This window comes from Bacteroidota bacterium (assembly GCA_034439655.1).
Taxonomy (GTDB): Bacteria; Bacteroidota; Bacteroidia; order UKL13-3; family UKL13-3; genus CANJUD01.
Window position 1 is genome coordinate 29,950 of the sequence record JAWXAU010000163.1, and the last position, 17,720, is coordinate 47,669.

A 17,720-nucleotide genomic window follows, 5' to 3' on the forward strand; every position below is an offset into this window, starting at 1 on the left:
CTCAACTTTCAGGTTCTTTATTACCTTTTTTGGGCATCACCTCTTCGGCAAGGGAGCTAAAGTCGTCGGAACTCATGTTGAGCTCTTCGTTATAAACTTTCTCACTCCAGATTTCAATACGGTTACTGTATGCAAACAGAACCACATCATTATGTATTTCAGCATATTCTAATAATTTTTTAGGTATTAATATTCTATCATTTCCATCAACTGGAACTTCATTGGCTCCATTGTTAAACAACCTGATAAACTGCCTATCACGGCGATTGAAAAGATTCAAATCATTGAGCTTATCTGTCTCTGCTTCCCACGCTTGTTTGGTAAACAATACCAAGCACTTGTCGAAGCCGCGGTTAATGATTAAACCATCCTGAGCCTCGGGAGGTAGCTGCTTTTTGAGGCGTGCAGGAATTATCAGCCTGCCTTTGCCGTCCAGCTTACATTCGAATTCTCCGATGAACTTAGTCATTACCAGTGTTTTAAATTAACGCAACGAAGGTAAAACATTTTCCTCCACAAAAAACCACTAAAATCATTTTGTGGAAAAGTTTCAATCCTTTTTTTATCACAAATATAGCATATTTCTTTGTTTTACAATAATTTAAATATGGTGGAGTTATGTGGGGGAACATTAAAAAAATATTCCTAATTCAAGGCACAGAATGAATGCTATATTTTTTTTAAACTGTTATTTGTGCAAATGGCTTTTGTGGTGTTGGTTTGAACAAAATTTAAAACATGAAAAAACAGATTATTTATTCAATGACTTTGGCAACAATAATGTTTGCCACAAGCTGCAAAGACAGCAGCTCCGACGGATTACCCTCTCAAATGGAAATTCACAAAAAAGTTTACAAGGCATCAACTGATATTGGAGATTTGAACACTGCCATCAATTCTTTACGCTATATAATAGCGATGGACTCAGCCAATCAAAATTTATTGGACACCTTAGCAAATCTATATTTGTCAGTAGGACAGGTTCACCAAGCTGTTAAAGTTTGCGACCAATTTGCAGCCAAATACCCACTAACCGAAAAAGTAATGGAAACAAAACAATTGAGCTTCGAAAAACTAGGTATGCTCGACTCAGCTTATGCAATGGCTGACAAACTATTCCTAAAAACCGAAAAGCTTAAATATATATATCGACAAGGATATTATAAATTACAGATGGGCGATCTAAAAGGATTTGAATATCTGCAAAGAGTAATCGACATCAAAGGCCCAATTAAAGACAGCACAGAAATGATGTTTGAACGTGTTGCCCAAATGATACCTATTAAAGCCGCCGCATATTTTGTAAAGGGTACTACGCTAACCCAGCTTCGCAAACATGCTGAAGCCAAAGAAAATTTGAAATTGGCTATTAAGGAATACCCTGAATTTGAATATGCGAATAGGTTATTACAAAACTACGATCAATATGTTCGTGAGATGGAATCACAAATGAGACGATGAAAGTTTTTGCAAAAAAAATACTGATCGGCAATATCATTATTGCTTCTATCTTGGCAGTACTTGGATTTCTGGGATACTGCAGTATAGACGTAGATTCATCGGTATATATGATATTGCGATGGGCATTGGTGGTCTGTATTATATTATATGCTTTTAGCAGCAAAAAGCTAACTGCATGGATAGTTGCCGCTATGGTTGCAGGTATAGTCTGCGGTTACGACTTTCAGCAAAATGAATTTGTGATTGCCCTCGAAAAATTGAGCAAAATATTTGTCCGCCTCATCAAGACTATTATAGCTCCACTTATATTTTCCACGCTTGTGGTTGGCATTGCAGGGCATTCCAATTTGAAACAAGTGGGCCGTATGGGGCTAAAAGCCATTATATATTTTGAGATTGTAACAACCTTAGCTTTATTTATCGGGCTGGCTGCTATCAACTTCACACAAGCTGGTGTGGGCGTGCATGTGCAGGCAAATGAGAAAGTAGTAAAAAAAGCTACGGATATCATTAACAATAAAAAAGAAGCCGACCACCTTTTAGAAGTTTTCCCAGAAAATATTGCTTTAGCAGTTGCCGAAAATAAGATATTACAAGTAGTAATTTTCAGTCTTTTGTTTGCAATGGGATTAGCTTTGGTAAAAAACAGTTCCAAACAAATTATGTTGAATGGCTGCCAAGCTTTGGCCGATGTAATGTTTAAAGTAACAGATATTGTAATGTTGGTTGCTCCCTTAGCTGTTTTCGGGGCTCTAGCCTCCACCGTTTCTAAAAATGGTGTTGGGGTATTGATGGATTTGGCCAAACTCGTAGGCACTTTATATGGTGCTTTGGTTGTATTTGTAATACTCGTTTTCATTCCAATTCTATTATTAGTAAAAGCAAATCTCAAAAAGTTTTGGCTGGCATTGCGTGAACCTGTTTCATTGGCTTTTGCAACAGCAAGCAGCGAAGCGGCTTTACCCAAAGCTATGGAAAACATGCACAAATATGGAATACCACAACATATAGTTTCTTTTGTACTTCCTACAGGTTATAGTTTCAATTTAGATGGCACAACATTATATCTTTCCATGGCGTCTGTCTTTGTGGCACAGATGTGTGGCGTAGATTTAACCCTAGCACAACAAATAACAATGTGTCTCACCTTGATGCTTACCAGTAAAGGCGTTGCAGGGGTTCGCGGGGCTTCATTTTTGGTATTGCTTGGCACGGTTACTGCTATGGGATTAGATCAGGAAAAAGCTTTCTTGATTTTGGCAGTCGATGCTTTTATGGACATGGCAAGAACTGCTGTAAATGTAACAGGAAACTGTATTGCAACAATTGTCGTAGCTAAATGGGAAAAAGAAATTTAAATATGAAACTCAAAGTCATTTTATATATTGTCATTACCCTCGCTGCAAATAAATTGTTCTCTCAAAGCAGTTATATATTACAAAACAAAGTTCCGTTACCCAAAGAATTCAACCTAAGTGTGGAAGAGCGTTTGGACAAAGCACGAGAGCATTTAAAAAGTTTAAACATTAAATACAATGATGAGCTACTGAAAGAAGAGATTATCTTGTTTCAAGGATATATTAGAAGTGGCCAAGTATTGTTCAACGACACCATAAGTTATCATATTGATAAAATTGCCCACAAGTTTTTTGAACGCGACAAGTCCCTTACAAATAATATAAAAATATACTTATGTAAAAATGATTATGCAGTCAATTTTTCCGCTCCCGATGGAGTCATTTTTATATCTACTGGGTTTATAGCTCAGTGTATGGATGAGTCGCAACTTGCCTTTGCTATTGCCAGAGAAATTGCAAAATACCAAGATGGTTATATCCAAAGTTTAGATGTTACCTTGCTAAATAAAGGTGGCGACGTAAAATCCTATAATACCTACTTCCATGAGTTTACCGATCAGATTTTGGTAGAAACCGCCAATACCCATGAATATGATAAAACAGCAATGGAACTGACTAAAAATGCAGGTTTCGATATGGGTGAGGCTTTGTTGTACTTCGACATATTGCACAATGCAGAATTACCTTTTGAATATGTTAAATTTGAGAAATCATTTTTCGAAAGTGCAAATTTTACTATTCCTGCTGAATTCGATATAGACACCACGATGACCGTAACCCATAGCGAAGAAGTGCAACAGTCAGAATCGCCAATATATGATGACTACGGTAAACGTAAAGATGTTTTAGGTTATTATAAAGCAGCTATTAGCCGCAAACATACTATTGATGTTGCAACGTTTAGTTATATGATAAAACTTGCTAAACTGGAAACATGTAAGCAAGAATTGCTTCGTAAAGAATATAATGATGCGTTGTATAATTCATACTGTATTATCAAACAAGATTCTGGAAATATTTTAGCTAAAGAAATTTTTGTGCAGGCACTTTTTGGGTTTTCTATCAATAAGAACGAAAGTATAGAGCAATACCTCAAAGGGCTTTGGGCAGAAAAAAAATTGGATAAACTTGCAGAATATGTGTTCAAAAAAGTTGGAATAACCCCTGTAGATACTTGTATAAAAATACTATATAAACTTAAAGCCAACAATCCAAACAATTTGGTGGTATTAGCTCTTCGTAAGTGTTGGGAATGGGCTGCCCAAAATCCAAAATCAACCTACCTAAATAGTTTTCGCGATTATTTGATGGCATATTTGAGCAGTAATTCAAATATGAAAAGTGAGTATTTTGTGTTTTCTAGGAACGACATAAAACCCGATGAGCCTAATAAAGTTGAAGAACCTATAATTAGTAAATATGCTAAAATAAAGAAACCCAAGGTGCTGGAAAATGCCTACCGAATTATTCCTGACGCATACACACAAACTGCCATGATGGATATAACTTCTGCATTTATTTTCGAACGGGAATATAAAAATGCTGTTTCCAATTTTGAATATGTTTTTAGCGACATGGAAACGGAATCCAAAAAGAAAATTAAGAAAAATGATAAAATATTACAGTCTTCTCTCGATTTCGATTATCTCAATATGCTGAAAAACGAGCAGGACCCCGTAAGAGAGATAATACCCAAAAAGGAAAGAGTAAAAGTAGAAAGCCTCTTTAAGAAATATGACAAATTACTTGGTGGCAAAGTTCTGAATATGAGTGTTGAAGAAACAAAACTGTATAATGTACAAATATGGAACGACGAGGTGCTCATCAATGATTATATATATGAAATTGGCAACAACTTATTGGGGTACAGAACAAATTATTCAGCTACCCACTTCTATGCTTATCAGTTATCTTTGGCAAAAAAAACTCCCTATCTATTTACAGGCAAGTTTACAAAAAAGATATACCATAAAGAATCAAATACCGATGGCGATGATTGCAATAGCTGTAGCATTACTAATTGTTTGATACTTGTAGATGTATACAATGTAATTGTACCAAGTAAAAAGTTCTTATTTGAATATTATATTATCGATTTCAAAACTGGTCGTAAAATATATCAAAATGCGAATGATGACTATATTCCCTATAAAAGCGACATGCTTAAAGCCCATATATATGACATCCTTTATCAATTATCGTATTAAGCTATGAACAGTTTTTTTTATACAATTATTTTTCTACTATTCTGCTTAAGCATCACAGCTCAAGTACCCGGATATCTTGGAAAAAAGAATAGTATCGGTATTGGGGCACAATGGTTCCCATCTTACAAAAACTACGGATATACCAATACATCTTATACCCCAAAATGGGACAGTTCTTTTACACTAAGTAATTTTAGATATAAATCTGCCTTTAATGCATTTTACGAACGTGTAATCGACCGTCATATTTCAATGAATTTTAATTACAACTACCAACGTGGAGGCTATTATTCTCTAGAAGAAAAGGAACTCATCGACAGTGCTGGGAATATCACTATAACACAATCATTTCAGGGCTATAATGTGGTTCAACATCGATATGAATTGTTATTCAAATTCTTTTTTAGGAACAGTGGGGGACTTGCTCCTCTTGGCTCATATTTAGGCGTTGGTTTAAATTATAGTATTGTGAAAGGTTGGACTGTGGGCGATGAAGACAGTACCCTGATTAAAAAATCACTAACGGCAATGTCCCTCACCTGGGGTAAAACCAGAATACTTGGAGATCATATTATAATAGACTATGGAATCCGCTGTACACCATTTTATTTCAATGGGGAGGTAAACGTCATCAATCAACCTGTTAGAAATTTGAAACCGGCCTCTTATATGTTTGGCAGGAACATACTCTTTGCTTATATCAATTTTGGAATATTGATATAATTCAAATAGATATACCATCGCATTAATGAACCAAAGAAATACCAACCGAAGTAATATATACATTCGAGCCTTGATTCTTATTCAATAAAGGCATCAACGATGTTTCCGCCCATATACGAATAAACTTGTAAGCCACTCTAATTGTTGCTTTCACATTAAATGTAGATTGATTTAAACTGCTCCAGCGGTTTATATAATAGTTGATTCCGTCTTTGCTATACTCCACATTCTGTTTCGAAGCAAAACGCCAACATCCAATTACTCCCATAGCCATTTGAAAAGCATTTTCTGGACTAATTTTATGGGGCCCTACTGCAAATCTTACCATTACAGGCACGTTTAATGAATGGTTGATAATCCTATTTTTGGTATACTGCAATAAAGAATCGTACATAGGGGTGAGCATACTATTGCTCTTGTTAATATGCAACAATACGGATTCATCGCTCAAGCGGATAGCAGAATGTTCATAGCCGATGCCCGACACAAAACTCACGCGTTTTTTGTCATTTGATGTGATATTTTCAAACAAATTTATTTTCCAATTAAATGATTTCCCTATATCATTATTTAGATATTTCATATCGTTCTTTAAAGTTATTTGCCCCATAGTTGAGCCTACAAAATTGAATCCCAAATCAAGTCCATCCCATACACTTCTGTACACATGCTTATCGCGTTCCATACTAAAGAAATATTTATTTAAAGTATCGAGCAATACACTGCCTTTATTCTCTATTACAATTGTTGTGTCATATATTAATTTTCCATCTTTTGATATCACTACTCTCTTTTTATATACTTCCTTCTTGTTATAAGAAGTATCAGCCTGTGCAACCGTTTTATGATATAGGAAAATGCTGCCTAAAATTAGTATTATATTAAAGTATCTCATCTTGTTTTATATTATATATTTATACCAATATTTATTTTTACTACTGGTTATTTAAAATCCTCCGAAAAAAACCGTATTACCTATTATCACTGGCTTTCCGTTTATGTTTTGAGGAATGTTTTTACTCACATTTACTTTGAACTTGGTATTTTTGTTTACCCAACTGCTTGCTCTTTGTGCTACTTGATCCCAATTAACTTTAGCAGCTCCGTTTCCACTTACTTGCACTATTCTTTGGTCTTGTTCAGCAGGCATTTGTTGGAGTTCTTGCTCTATTAATTTTTGTTTAATTCTATTTTCTAAAGCCATATCTTCTTCACTATTGGCAGTATTTTCCAATCTCACCACATTAAAATCAATCGGTTTATTGGTATCGACTGCCACTATGGTATTTGAATTATCATGCAACTTATCATTTGCTTTATTAACCAAACTTGCATGGTGCATCAAAGGCTTACGAAGTGAGGTGCTGCTGGCAAAGGTTGCATTTGTAGAATTTGATAATGGTGTCTCTATCACTATCTGCTCCGACGGTTTTGCCACTTCAATTTGGGCCGTAGAAACTGATAAATTGGCATCCATATTCCCCATATTGTTATAAGCAAAATAAATTACCAAACAAGCTGCCACCGCTGCGGACAGGTATGGAACCACTTGGGCATATAAAGGTCTGATTGCTTTAATATAGAGTGTGCGTTTATCTTTAAAAACTACTTTCTTATCGGGCAATAAATAAGTAAGTTTATATAATTCAAAATCTTTTTGATAAGCGGGATTCGATGATACAAAAGCCAATAAATCTTTTTCTTGAGCTATAGTAAGTTGGCGTTCGAAATACAATATCATCCATTCATCAGCATTTTTTTTATTGATACCGGCGGTTGTGATGATAGCAATCTTTTTGAGAACTTGCTTATGCAGTTTATTTAAAACTATAGTTTCATCGGCTCCTATTTTTGCCAATTTATATAAGTTGCGGTCACGTTTGAATAGTGGATTCTGTTTGATAAAATCTGCGAGTTCAATTTTTTCTACCTGTGATAATTCTCCTTCGATTTCTTTGGTTAAGTAAAGTTCAATATTATTTCGTGTGACCCTGCCCATAGGTTCAGAGCATATTTTTTTGAGCTGGTGTTTGAAATCGTTTCCCATCCCCTGTTCAGGAAAATCAATTCGCTTGCTTTGTCCAAAACTGTCAAACTCTTCTTTCTGTAGCGGATTAAGTTCCAAAAAAGCAAACAGTTCTTTCTGCTCGCTATGACTTAATATGCCATCATAAAAGTCGACAATGTATATAATATAATTTTCTAAAGTTATTGTCATTCGGGTATATTTATATTATAATAGTTCTTCAAATTTTCCCAATTTTTCTTTCAGTACTTGTCTGCCACGGAATATATATACTTTTACTTGCGACAGGCTAAGGTTGGTCATCTCGCTTATTTGCTCATAACTATAGCCCTCATAATCCCTGAGTAATATTACAGAACGTTGCACATCGCTCAGTTCTGATACAGCTTGATCGATAATCTCCTTTACACCTGTGTAATGGCTGGGTGTATGCGTATGGTCGAATTCATTCACCTCGTCCCAATTAGCTTTCTTTTTTTCACGCCGTATTAAGTCTATCATGGTATGATATGCTGTAGTATATAAATACGATTTGCATTTGTCAAACTCTACAATGTCGTTTTTCAACCACATTTTTTCAAACGAGTCTTGAACAATGTCCTTTGCTTTATCCTCATCTCTGATGTTTTTAAGGATAAACCGATAGACACCGTCTGAATACAAATCGACACATTTGTTAAATTCTGTCGCAGTCATTTAGGGTTGGTGATTTTGACTTATGGTACGCCACTAAAATTTCTTTGTTACAAAAATAAAAGATTTTTTTGTGCATTCGGTTATTTTTGCCCCATGCTGCTACAGGTAAATATACCATTGCAATCATTGAACACCTTTGGAATCAATGCTTTTGCTAAATATTTTGTTGAAATAAATACTATAGAATCTGCTCAAGAATTCTTTGCCGAAAAGAAATTTGACACAGAAAAGAAACTCATACTGGGCGGTGGCAGCAATATCCTCTTCACGAAAGATTATGATGGTATCGTTATCAAAAATAATATTATCGGCATTGAAAAAATACAAGAAGACGAAAGCCATGTATTGCTAAAAGCCAATGCTGGCAGCACTTGGCATCAATTAGTATTACACGCTGTTGCAAATAATTGGGGAGGGGTCGAAAACCTTTCACTAATTCCGGGCCTCTGCGGTGCCGCACCCATGCAAAATATTGGTGCCTACGGTGTGGAGCTCAAAGATGTATTTGAAAGTTTGGAAGCATTGAATATCGAAACCAACCAAATACAAACATTCACACACGCCGATTGTGAGTTTGGCTACCGTGAGAGCGTGTTCAAAAACAAACTTAAAAACCAGTTCCTCATCCTTTCCATTACTTTAAAACTAAACAAGAAACCAATATATAATACTTCCTACGGTGCTATCCAAACCACCTTGGAATATATGGGCATTATTGAACCTACCGTCAAATCCATCAGCGATGCGGTTATCCAAATTCGCAGCAGCAAACTCCCTAACCCTGCCGAATTGGGCAATGCAGGTAGCTTTTTCAAAAACCCTGAGATACCCATAGGACAATACGAAAAATTACAACTGCAATACCCTTTATTACCCAATTATAAAGGCTCAATACCCAACCATCTAAAAGTGCCCGCAGGTTGGCTTATTGAGCAGTGCGGCTGGAAAGGGAAAGTGGTAGGCAATACAGGTTCACACAAGTTCCAAGCACTCGTATTGGTAAACTATGGCAATGCTACAGGTGCCGAAATATATAAGCTCGCCCAAGACATCATTGCCAGCGTAAAAGATAAATTTGATATTGTTTTAAAAGCCGAGGTGAATTTGGAATAAGGAAGCCGCCTAGGTCTCTCTTTGCACTTGACTTCCTCTCTGAGCCTCTTGCAGAGGACGTAGAGGCTACATCGCATAAACAGACGCTGAGTCCCTGCCACGCTCATACTTCGCTGCAGGAGACTTAGCTGCGAAGGACCTTGCCCAAGATATTATAGCAAGCGTAAAAAAAAAATTGATATTGATTTAAAGCTGAGGTGAATTTGGAGTAGAGACCCTTCCAATGCAACGTCTATTTTCGAATACCAATTTAGTGAACTTATTATAAATCATAATCATTACCTTTGCAAAAATAAACAATAGCTTATGTTGCGTTCAACCTTACTTATTTTCACTATCATATTTTTAAATATGAATACTTCAATAGGTCAAGTAAACCTCTCAAAAGGTCTGGTAGCTTACTTCCCCTTCGAAGGAAACAGCTTCGATTCTATCAGCCCCAACGCTACCAATAATAATACCGGAGCCTTGTTAACTCAAAATCGTCAAGGTAGAAAAAGTAAAGCAATGGATTTCCTAGCTTCCAATGAAAACTATATAGACGTTGGAACAAATCTTTCCTATTTTCCTGTTAGTATTTCTGTATGGATTATGCCCCGATACTGCCCCAATATCGGAGTTATTTTCTCTAATGAATATAATTTATACCAATGGACAACTACCGCAATGGAACTTATGCAATTGGCTGATGGCACCATTCGTTTTGGTATGGGAAATTCAAGCAATGGACAATCATATAAATATATTGAATCTGCAAATCAAGTGAAATACGATGGTTCCTGGTATCATATCGTGGCAACCTGCGATCAAAATTACAACTGTGAGATTTATATTGATAAAGTACGAGATAGAACAGGCAAATTGTCATTGGGCAATTTCGTTACCTGCATCAACAATGCAAATATAGGAGCACGACCTATAGCAGCCTTAGTACAAGGAGGTATGCAGGGCCATTTTTATAATGGAGTAATGGATGAATTACGTATTTACAATAGAGTGCTTGACACCAGCGATATCGATGCGTTATTCAATCTAGATTCCTCCACACTAGCCGCTGTCCCTTATATTGAGACAGCCGAACCAAATATCAATATAACTAAATTAAATGGAATTATAAATATCCTATCTGATCTGCAAATAGAAAAGGTGAAAATATATGATATGATGGGTAGACAAGTTTACACAAAAACAGTAAATGCTCTTGCTACACAAATAACTGATATGTCAAACCAAAACGGGAACAACTGCTACATTATCGAAATCCTTTGCAAAAACAATCTGCCCGTTCGCCAAAAAATAATACTGTAGTACACATAATGATGCACCCGATGGGGTTTACAAAATATTTTCCTTATGCAGGCCGGTTGCAATCCGATAATTATCGGGACGGATTGAGTTTCGGTATAAGTTTAAGAATTGCTATTATCCAGACGCGAGCACAGATGGAAGTCGGGTTGAAAAAAACAACACAATCTAAAACAAAAAAAGGAGCCTAGTAGTAAAACTAGACCCCTTTATAATTATTATTGTGGCCAACTATTAACCCCGCCAAGACGGGAGCCATTAACCATTAACTTAGTATTTAATCAACCTAACCGTCGATGACTGTTCGCCTTTGGCTAAGTGGAGAATATAAACACCCGCTGCCTTGTCGCTCAAATCAACTGTATATATGTTCTTGTTCAAATAAGAAACAGTTACCACGATTTGTTTGCCCGCTATGTCAGTAATATATAATTGTTTCACCTCAACACCCGCTGGCATCTCAATATTAAACACGCCTTGCGATGGGTTGGGATATACTTTTACTAATAAATTGTTTGTAGTTGCTATGACACCTCCCCAAACTACTGTAGATTTAACTGACATGCCCTTGCAGCCATTTGCATCGGTCACCTCCACAGTATAGTCGCCGTTACTATATACTTTCAGTTTCTGTGTGGTGGCTCCTGTTATGGCTACACCATTTTTGTACCATTGATAGGTACTGAACGCCGTTGTAGATAATTCGTTGTTAGGTATGTCCTGTGTGATTGTTGGTACTGGAAGTGGATTTACAAACACATTCACTGCCGCAGTGGTGGCTTTGCAACCATTATTGTCAGTTATCTTGGCAGTATAAGGGCCAGAAGCTTTTACAAATATCGGATTGGCGGTTGTGGTTAACACATTGGTGTTAAGCATCCAAGAAACGCTGCTGAGACCTGTATTTGTATTGGTTGCAGTAAGACTAACAGAGTCTCCGTTGCATACAGTACTACTGCCCGCTGCGGTTAATGATGGACTGGGTGCCGTGTGCAAAGACAAGCTTATTGAACTGCTAGAGGTAGCTGTACAACCGCCGTTATTAATCACCTCTGCCGTATAAGTGCCTGCACCGCTAATATATAAGAATGAGTCAGTTCCTGTACTGATATTATTTCCATTCAATTTCCACTGATAGGTAAATGAACCTGTATCCTGAGGCGAAACACTTACTCTCATGCTATCACCAGGGCAAATTGTAGAACTTGCGTTACCGTTCAAGGTAGGAATAGTAGGAATTGGTTTGTATGCAACCACCACTGCTGTCGAGGTGCTTTTACAACCATTGGCATTGGTAACTTTCACGGAATAAGAACCATTGGTAAATACTGTTAAGCTGCTGGCAACTGCTCCACTTATTACATTCCCGTTTTGCATCCACTCATAGGTATAGCTTGCGTTATTGATCGCATCTATATAAACAGTATCCATGCCGCAAGCTGTTGGATTGCCTTTTAGCGTAACACTTGCATTTGGCAATGAGTCTATTATAATATTTGCTGCCGCAGATGCTGTTAAACAACCATTTGTATTGGTTATTGATACTTGATAATTACCTGTTGCTTTTGCATAGTAAACAGAATCTGTAGCACCATTAATGCTAGTTGCGTTCATCCACCATTGGTAAGTTAAACCACTTCCGGGTGTTGTGCTAAGTTTAAGACTATCACCCATACATTTGATACCCGTGCCTATATATGAAACATTGGCAGTGGGTCTAGAATATACCGTAAGTTTTGAAGAACTGGAAAGTGCTGCACAACCTGATGCCTTATCTTGCACCACTACCATATAAGTGCCCGATGTTTTTGCATAATATATGGAATCGGTAGCACCTTGTATTACTGTATTATTGAACAACCATTGGTAGTTATTCGCACTACCACCCTGGGCGGTAAGTGCTGAACTATCGCCTTGGCAGAAAGTAATTTGACCCACGCTAAAAGCCGCGGTGGGGGCGGTACCCACTTTTATGGTGATGGTATCTGAATTTAGGTCGCAACCACTATAATAGTTATCTGCAACATTGAGGTAGTAATCTCCAGCTTGTGTAGCATAGAACACCGAGTCGGTGGCACCACTAACAGGAGAACCATTAAAATACCACTGGAAATCGCTGGTATTTTTACTGTCAACGCCCGAGAGTTTGATGGAATCGTTAGCACATATACTTGTTGTGGGTAGAAATGATAAAATGGGAACTGGGTTAGTTTCATCAAAGCTCAAGTTCTGCAAAGTATCGTTAAAACCATTAGAGTCGTTGTGGTAACTGATATAAGGTCGGATATAATAAGTGCCAATGTCGGACATGTCGAACTTGTTAGTGATATCAATGGTCATTGCATCCTTAGGGTTAAATTTACTACCCGTTACGGCCACAGGACCATAAGTAATTATATTGCTATTTGGGTCGGTCACTTCTGCGGCCACCCATGCAGTATCTTTAGTGAGGTCTATGGTGTCAATACCCATGTTCTTAATGGAGACTGATATGGTCTGATTGTATCCGCCCAAGCAAGCTACCGCAACGGGCGATAAAAGTTTGTTGAGCGAGAAGTCCTGCAAGGTCTTGGCGTTATACTCATCTGCACCTATGTCGGGCGTTGTGCTGCTGCGGCTGTCGTCGTCTATGTCTACAGAAACTCCCAGAGCATCACCACGGTTGTCTAATTGAGTACCCGAGGCATGAAGGTCGGATGCAGAGTAATGGTAAGGGTCGCCGTCAACAGACTGGCCTCCCCCTCCGCTAGGATATGCTACTTGGTAGTTGGTAGTATTATAACTCTTTGCTCCTAAAAGTACAAGACTTGTATCTGCTGCATTATAATAGTTATTATAGTTTACGCTGTCGGGGAGAGTTGAGTTTCCTGTGATCTCCATGGCAACTGCGTTTACTGCTTTTGCATTGTTGATGGCAAAAGTATTGTTTTTGAACTGAGTTCTTAACATATAGCCTGTTACATAAAGAGCTCTGTGTGAAGACCCGGTGGCCGTAGCTATTGAAACAGTATTGTGAAAATAATTCCAGTAATAACCCTGATTAATATGGATACCGTAAACTATGCCAGTACTTGTAAAATTCCCTCCTACCATATTGTTGAACAATTCTCCACGAGCTACATTGCCTCCATATACATATTGAATGAAGATGCCGTACTGGCCAACATTATTAATAAAGTTGCCTTTTACTTCGTAGTATGCTCCAGATACATTTGAGGTAGCGTTACTGTTATATATATAGATACCTGCAGAATTGTTCGCACTGCCCGAACGGTTCTGTACCTTGTTGTTCAATATTTTTTCAGCATGGCTGCTGGTAGCATATATGCCAGCATAATATGCGTTGCTTATGTCGTTATTTCTTATATAAGTAATACTTGAAGCTATATTCGAGTTGGAATGAATACCATAATATCCTCCTATTATAATATTGCTGTCAATATAGTTTGCGTCGTTCGAGCCAGCAGAATTTATAGTGGTGGCATTACCATTAATTACCAATGCGGCAAAATTAGTTCCTGTAGCAGTGGCAGCCGATCCGCTGCATTCTATTTTGCACTTGGCAAATTTGTTGAAACTTGAGTTCAAAATGTTAACAGCCCATGCATTGCTTCCGCTGCTGGCCTGGATACCCATGTCGCGGAAAGTAACATATTTGGAAGATGACAACCTAAGTGTATGAGGTGCGGCTGCCGAGCCAGAAAAGGTAAGTATTGTGCTATCGACACCGTGTCCGATGAAGGTTATAGTATTGGTGCTTGAAACACCATTCACCACCCCAATTTCTACTTGCTCTGTAAAAGTGTCAGCCGAAACATCGAAAACAACAGCACCATTAATACCGCTGCACATCAATTGAGAAACAGCAGACTTGAAAGAAATGAAATTAGTAGTTGATGCCGAATTTTTAGAATTGATTGTGTAATTTCCTGACATTACTACACAAAAAGTTTTTTGAACTGTATCATTCCAATAAAAAGAATCGCCTGCTCGAGCAGTATACACTTTTATATTATTGGCACCTGAACCTATGGTAATATTATTGGTGAAAGTAACTGTGGCAGTATCGCATATTTGCAAAGCGGGGCTGAAAGTAAATGTTTCACTATCGGCTGCATTTCCGTTAAGTTTATAATATACTTTTAAACTAGAAACAGAATCGGATCCGCTATTTTTAATTAAAACAGATAAAGGCTGAGAGCCTGCGGAAACAGGAAATATTGGCGTAAGTAACTGCATAACTGCTATATCAGTTTGAGGTGCTGAGGTATTTTCATCTGCTCCAATATCTGGAGGATTATTGCGGGTTTGTCCATCTATATCTGAGTTCACACTAAGATTAACACCATCGTTACACACATTTTTTATATGCAAATCGGTATTGGAAACAAAGGCGGGGACTTCAAAGAACGATGATATACCGGCTCCATTCGGATAAGCCGCAGCAGATAAATTACTAGCTTGATAATTAGTTCCTCCTATTCGCATCACATTAGAATTTGTGGAATACAATATATTATTATCAAAAGCTGATATAGCATTGTTGTTATTGATATCAGCCGCATAATTTGCACCACCTGTTTGAGCATTGGCAAGTATATTGTTTCTAAAATCTATGCTATTGGTTCCTCCATATACCGAGAAACAAAAACTATTGGTAGCAGTACCAGTCATATAAAATGAATTGTGGTAAATTTTCCAATTCTGTCCATACATATTGATGCAACCTGCTGTATTGGTATTATTGAATGCCCCGCCGAAGAAATTATTAAATATCTCCCCAGAAGTATTCACATTGGGCCCACCTTGAGAGGTAAGTATATATATATGATACTGACCCGTACGCAAAAATATATTTTCTTTTATTTCATGAAAATAACCACTTGATGGAGTTCCGTTAATTAAATATATACAAGAAGAATTGCTATTTCCTGTAGCAAGTTCAAAAGTATTGCCTATAATTTTATTGGTTGAAATACTGCTGCTATTTTGATAAATTCCATAATAATACGCATTCTGCAACTTATTGCGTCTGATATAGTTTACCACAGAACCATTGTTACCTGCATGAGTAATATTATAATATCCTCCCGTAATCCTATTGGAATCTATATAATTATTATTACAATTAGATGTTCCTGCAAAAGCAGTTTTGGAGCCGCTAAACACCACACCTGCAGAATTATTGCTTGTAGTGGCTTTATTTAACTCGAGCACACAACTTCTAACGGTATTGTTATTTGCATTGCTCAAGAACATGGCCACAGCATAAGTAACTCCCGATGCACGTATTCTCATGTTTCGGAAATTTATATATTGAGAACCTTTTAGTAAAACTGTGTGTGCTGCTCCTGCTACACCATCATAAGTTAACATGGTGCTAGTTGTATCCACACCTTCAAAAGTAATAGTATTGGTTGAAGATGTTCCTGAAATTAAGGGTATACTAATTTGTTCGTTAAATGTATCTGCTGCTATGTTGAATACAACAGGGCCTGATATGCCGCAATTTGTAAGCTTTACAACCGCATCATTAAAGGTTAGAAAATTAGTGGAACCGCTGCCATTCGAATCAATCGTATATGACCCACTTAACGGGGTAGTACAAATTACAAAAGTGCGACAAATTGTATCATTATTAGCAGTTTGTGTTCCACCGCCGTTTACATTGTTCAACCACACTTTTATAGTGTACGTGCCGGCCGTCGAAATATTTAATAATGTATCAAATTTTGCGGTATACATACTATCCGCTGCAATGTTTAGGCCTGATAATGATTGTGTAACCGCTGCATTATTATCTAATTGATATCCGATATCAACAGAAGTCATATTGGTATCTGTCAAGTTAAACATGGAGAAACGAATCGTATCATTACCTACATAAAAACTTGTTGGTGAAACGTGTGCATATGCCAAACCATCTTTGGTAGATGAAGTAACAACAAGTGAATAATCTTCCTGTTCGCCATATCCAGTACTGCAAGGATTGGGAGAGGAACCGCCGCCAAAATCACCTGTAACTCTTATTCTATATACACCAGCCGCTGTGCCCACAGGTATACTAAAAGTGTCTGAAACCACAGCATTGGCTGTAGTGGTGGGCGAAGTCCAAACCAATTCAGGGGCAGAGGTGCTAAAAGTGCCATCTAAGTCCCAATCAATAAAAATCCTTCCGCGAGTTGAATTACCTGTCCCATTTTTTATGGAGAAATTAATAACTGTGCCTGGTACACCTGATACTGCCATGTGAGTATAGTCAAAATAGTTAGGTGAATTACCTGTGGCAGTGGTAGAATTGTTTACTGCAGACCCCAATGTTACGTTTTGTAAACCTATACTATAACCTGCAACATTTGTGGTGCTTGGGATGCAATAATTAGGCTGTGAATAACACTGTGCCTTTGATTGGGAAAAATTCAATATGAATAACAGCATAAGTGCTACTCTAATGAATCCATTAATTTTTGTGAATTTTCTTTTCATGTGTGATGGTTGTTAATTTGGATTATTATTAATTTGGAATGCAAATATAGCCAAAGAAACCCCATGGGAAATTATTTTTCTTGCATTTTAAGGTACAAAAGAAAATTAATCTAAAATAGGTAAGATTGGCATCAAAAAAGCAATAGGAAATCTAACCTTTAATTTATTTATAAAAATAGCGTGAAATTATTATTTGAATAACTTGTAAAAATACACTAATAGCTTAACCCCAGTGATAAAAACATTTGGCAGCAAGCCACATTCTAGGCAGCAATTCAATTATAAATTCTCAGGTTTCGATACATATCTAGCATACTCCTTTTCTAATATGTAAAAAGGATTTAT

The 17,720-nt window shown here is 37.2% G+C and carries 11 protein-coding genes; 6 read left to right on the forward strand and 5 right to left on the reverse strand.

Translation table 11 applies throughout. From position 1 onward, the window contains the following. Window position 1: 1 nt before the first annotated feature. On the reverse strand, window positions 2-469 hold the full coding sequence (gene mraZ / locus SGJ10_12310; protein ID MDZ4758905.1) for a division/cell wall cluster transcriptional repressor MraZ: 468 nt from the start codon (window positions 467-469) through the stop codon (window positions 2-4). 269 nt (window positions 470-738) lie between these two features. Between mraZ and SGJ10_12315 the strand changes: the two genes are divergently transcribed. Genes SGJ10_12315 through SGJ10_12330 form a run of 4 tightly spaced genes read left to right on the forward strand, consistent with a single transcriptional unit; the run spans window position 739 to window position 5,749 of the window. Then, window positions 739-1,461, forward strand: a complete 723-nt coding sequence (locus SGJ10_12315; GenBank protein MDZ4758906.1) for a hypothetical protein — start codon at window positions 739-741, stop codon at window positions 1,459-1,461. Continuing rightward, window positions 1,458-2,819: a cation:dicarboxylase symporter family transporter gene (locus SGJ10_12320; protein MDZ4758907.1), complete on the forward strand. Its 1,362-nt coding sequence runs from the start codon at window positions 1,458-1,460 to the stop codon at window positions 2,817-2,819. The genes SGJ10_12315 and SGJ10_12320 overlap by 4 nt, the downstream gene beginning before the upstream one ends. A 2-nt stretch (window positions 2,820-2,821) precedes the next feature. Further along, the gene (locus SGJ10_12325; protein ID MDZ4758908.1) at window positions 2,822-5,026 is read left to right on the forward strand and encodes a hypothetical protein; all 2,205 of its coding nucleotides are present in this window, start codon (window positions 2,822-2,824) and stop codon (window positions 5,024-5,026) included. Between the two features lie 3 nt (window positions 5,027-5,029). Beyond that, complete coding sequence (locus SGJ10_12330; GenBank protein MDZ4758909.1) at window positions 5,030-5,749, forward strand: hypothetical protein; 720 nt, start codon at window positions 5,030-5,032, stop codon at window positions 5,747-5,749. A 22-nt stretch (window positions 5,750-5,771) separates the two neighbouring features. Here the strand turns inward: SGJ10_12330 and SGJ10_12335 are convergent, their stop codons facing one another. The 3 genes from SGJ10_12335 to SGJ10_12345 are packed head-to-tail and all read right to left on the reverse strand — an operon-like array spanning window position 5,772 to window position 8,471. Then, window positions 5,772-6,644 carry a hypothetical protein gene (locus SGJ10_12335; GenBank protein ID MDZ4758910.1) on the reverse strand — a complete coding sequence of 291 codons (873 nt, stop codon included), beginning with the start codon at window positions 6,642-6,644 and terminating at the stop codon, window positions 5,772-5,774. 51 nt (window positions 6,645-6,695) lie between these two features. Then, window positions 6,696-7,967, reverse strand: coding sequence for a hypothetical protein (locus SGJ10_12340; protein ID MDZ4758911.1), 1,272 nt, complete (start codon window positions 7,965-7,967; stop codon window positions 6,696-6,698). 15 nt (window positions 7,968-7,982) lie between these two features. Beyond that, window positions 7,983-8,471, reverse strand: a complete 489-nt coding sequence (locus SGJ10_12345; protein MDZ4758912.1) for an RNA polymerase sigma factor — start codon at window positions 8,469-8,471, stop codon at window positions 7,983-7,985. Between the two features lie 93 nt (window positions 8,472-8,564). Here SGJ10_12345 and murB point away from each other — a divergent pair, with 93 nt between their 5' ends. Continuing rightward, the gene (murB, locus tag SGJ10_12350) at window positions 8,565-9,584 is read left to right on the forward strand and encodes a UDP-N-acetylmuramate dehydrogenase (protein MDZ4758913.1); all 1,020 of its coding nucleotides are present in this window, start codon (window positions 8,565-8,567) and stop codon (window positions 9,582-9,584) included. A 351-nt stretch (window positions 9,585-9,935) separates the two neighbouring features. Then, window positions 9,936-10,892 (forward strand): LamG-like jellyroll fold domain-containing protein, encoded by a 957-nt coding sequence (locus tag SGJ10_12355; protein ID MDZ4758914.1) that lies wholly within the window; start codon window positions 9,936-9,938, stop codon window positions 10,890-10,892. Between the two features lie 267 nt (window positions 10,893-11,159). Here the strand turns inward: SGJ10_12355 and SGJ10_12360 are convergent, their stop codons facing one another. After that, window positions 11,160-17,375, reverse strand: a complete 6,216-nt coding sequence (locus SGJ10_12360; protein MDZ4758915.1) for a GEVED domain-containing protein — start codon at window positions 17,373-17,375, stop codon at window positions 11,160-11,162. Window positions 17,376-17,720 lie beyond the last annotated feature (345 nt).

Coding starts and splice junctions, on each gene's coding strand:
- SGJ10_12355 (MDZ4758914.1), top strand. CDS start 9,936: ATGAATACTTCAATAGGTCAAGTAAACCTCTCAAAAGGTCTGGTAGCT.
- SGJ10_12335 (MDZ4758910.1), bottom strand. CDS start 6,644: ATGAGATACTTTAATATAATACTAATTTTAGGCAGCATTTTCCTATAT.
- SGJ10_12315 (MDZ4758906.1), top strand. CDS start 739: ATGAAAAAACAGATTATTTATTCAATGACTTTGGCAACAATAATGTTT.
- SGJ10_12340 (MDZ4758911.1), bottom strand. CDS start 7,967: ATGACAATAACTTTAGAAAATTATATTATATACATTGTCGACTTTTAT.
- SGJ10_12320 (MDZ4758907.1), top strand. CDS start 1,458: ATGAAAGTTTTTGCAAAAAAAATACTGATCGGCAATATCATTATTGCT.
- SGJ10_12345 (MDZ4758912.1), bottom strand. CDS start 8,471: ATGACTGCGACAGAATTTAACAAATGTGTCGATTTGTATTCAGACGGT.
- SGJ10_12330 (MDZ4758909.1), top strand. CDS start 5,030: ATGAACAGTTTTTTTTATACAATTATTTTTCTACTATTCTGCTTAAGC.
- murB (MDZ4758913.1), top strand. CDS start 8,565: ATGCTGCTACAGGTAAATATACCATTGCAATCATTGAACACCTTTGGA.
- SGJ10_12325 (MDZ4758908.1), top strand. CDS start 2,822: ATGAAACTCAAAGTCATTTTATATATTGTCATTACCCTCGCTGCAAAT.
- SGJ10_12360 (MDZ4758915.1), bottom strand. CDS start 17,375: ATGAAAAGAAAATTCACAAAAATTAATGGATTCATTAGAGTAGCACTT.
- mraZ (MDZ4758905.1), bottom strand. CDS start 469: ATGACTAAGTTCATCGGAGAATTCGAATGTAAGCTGGACGGCAAAGGC.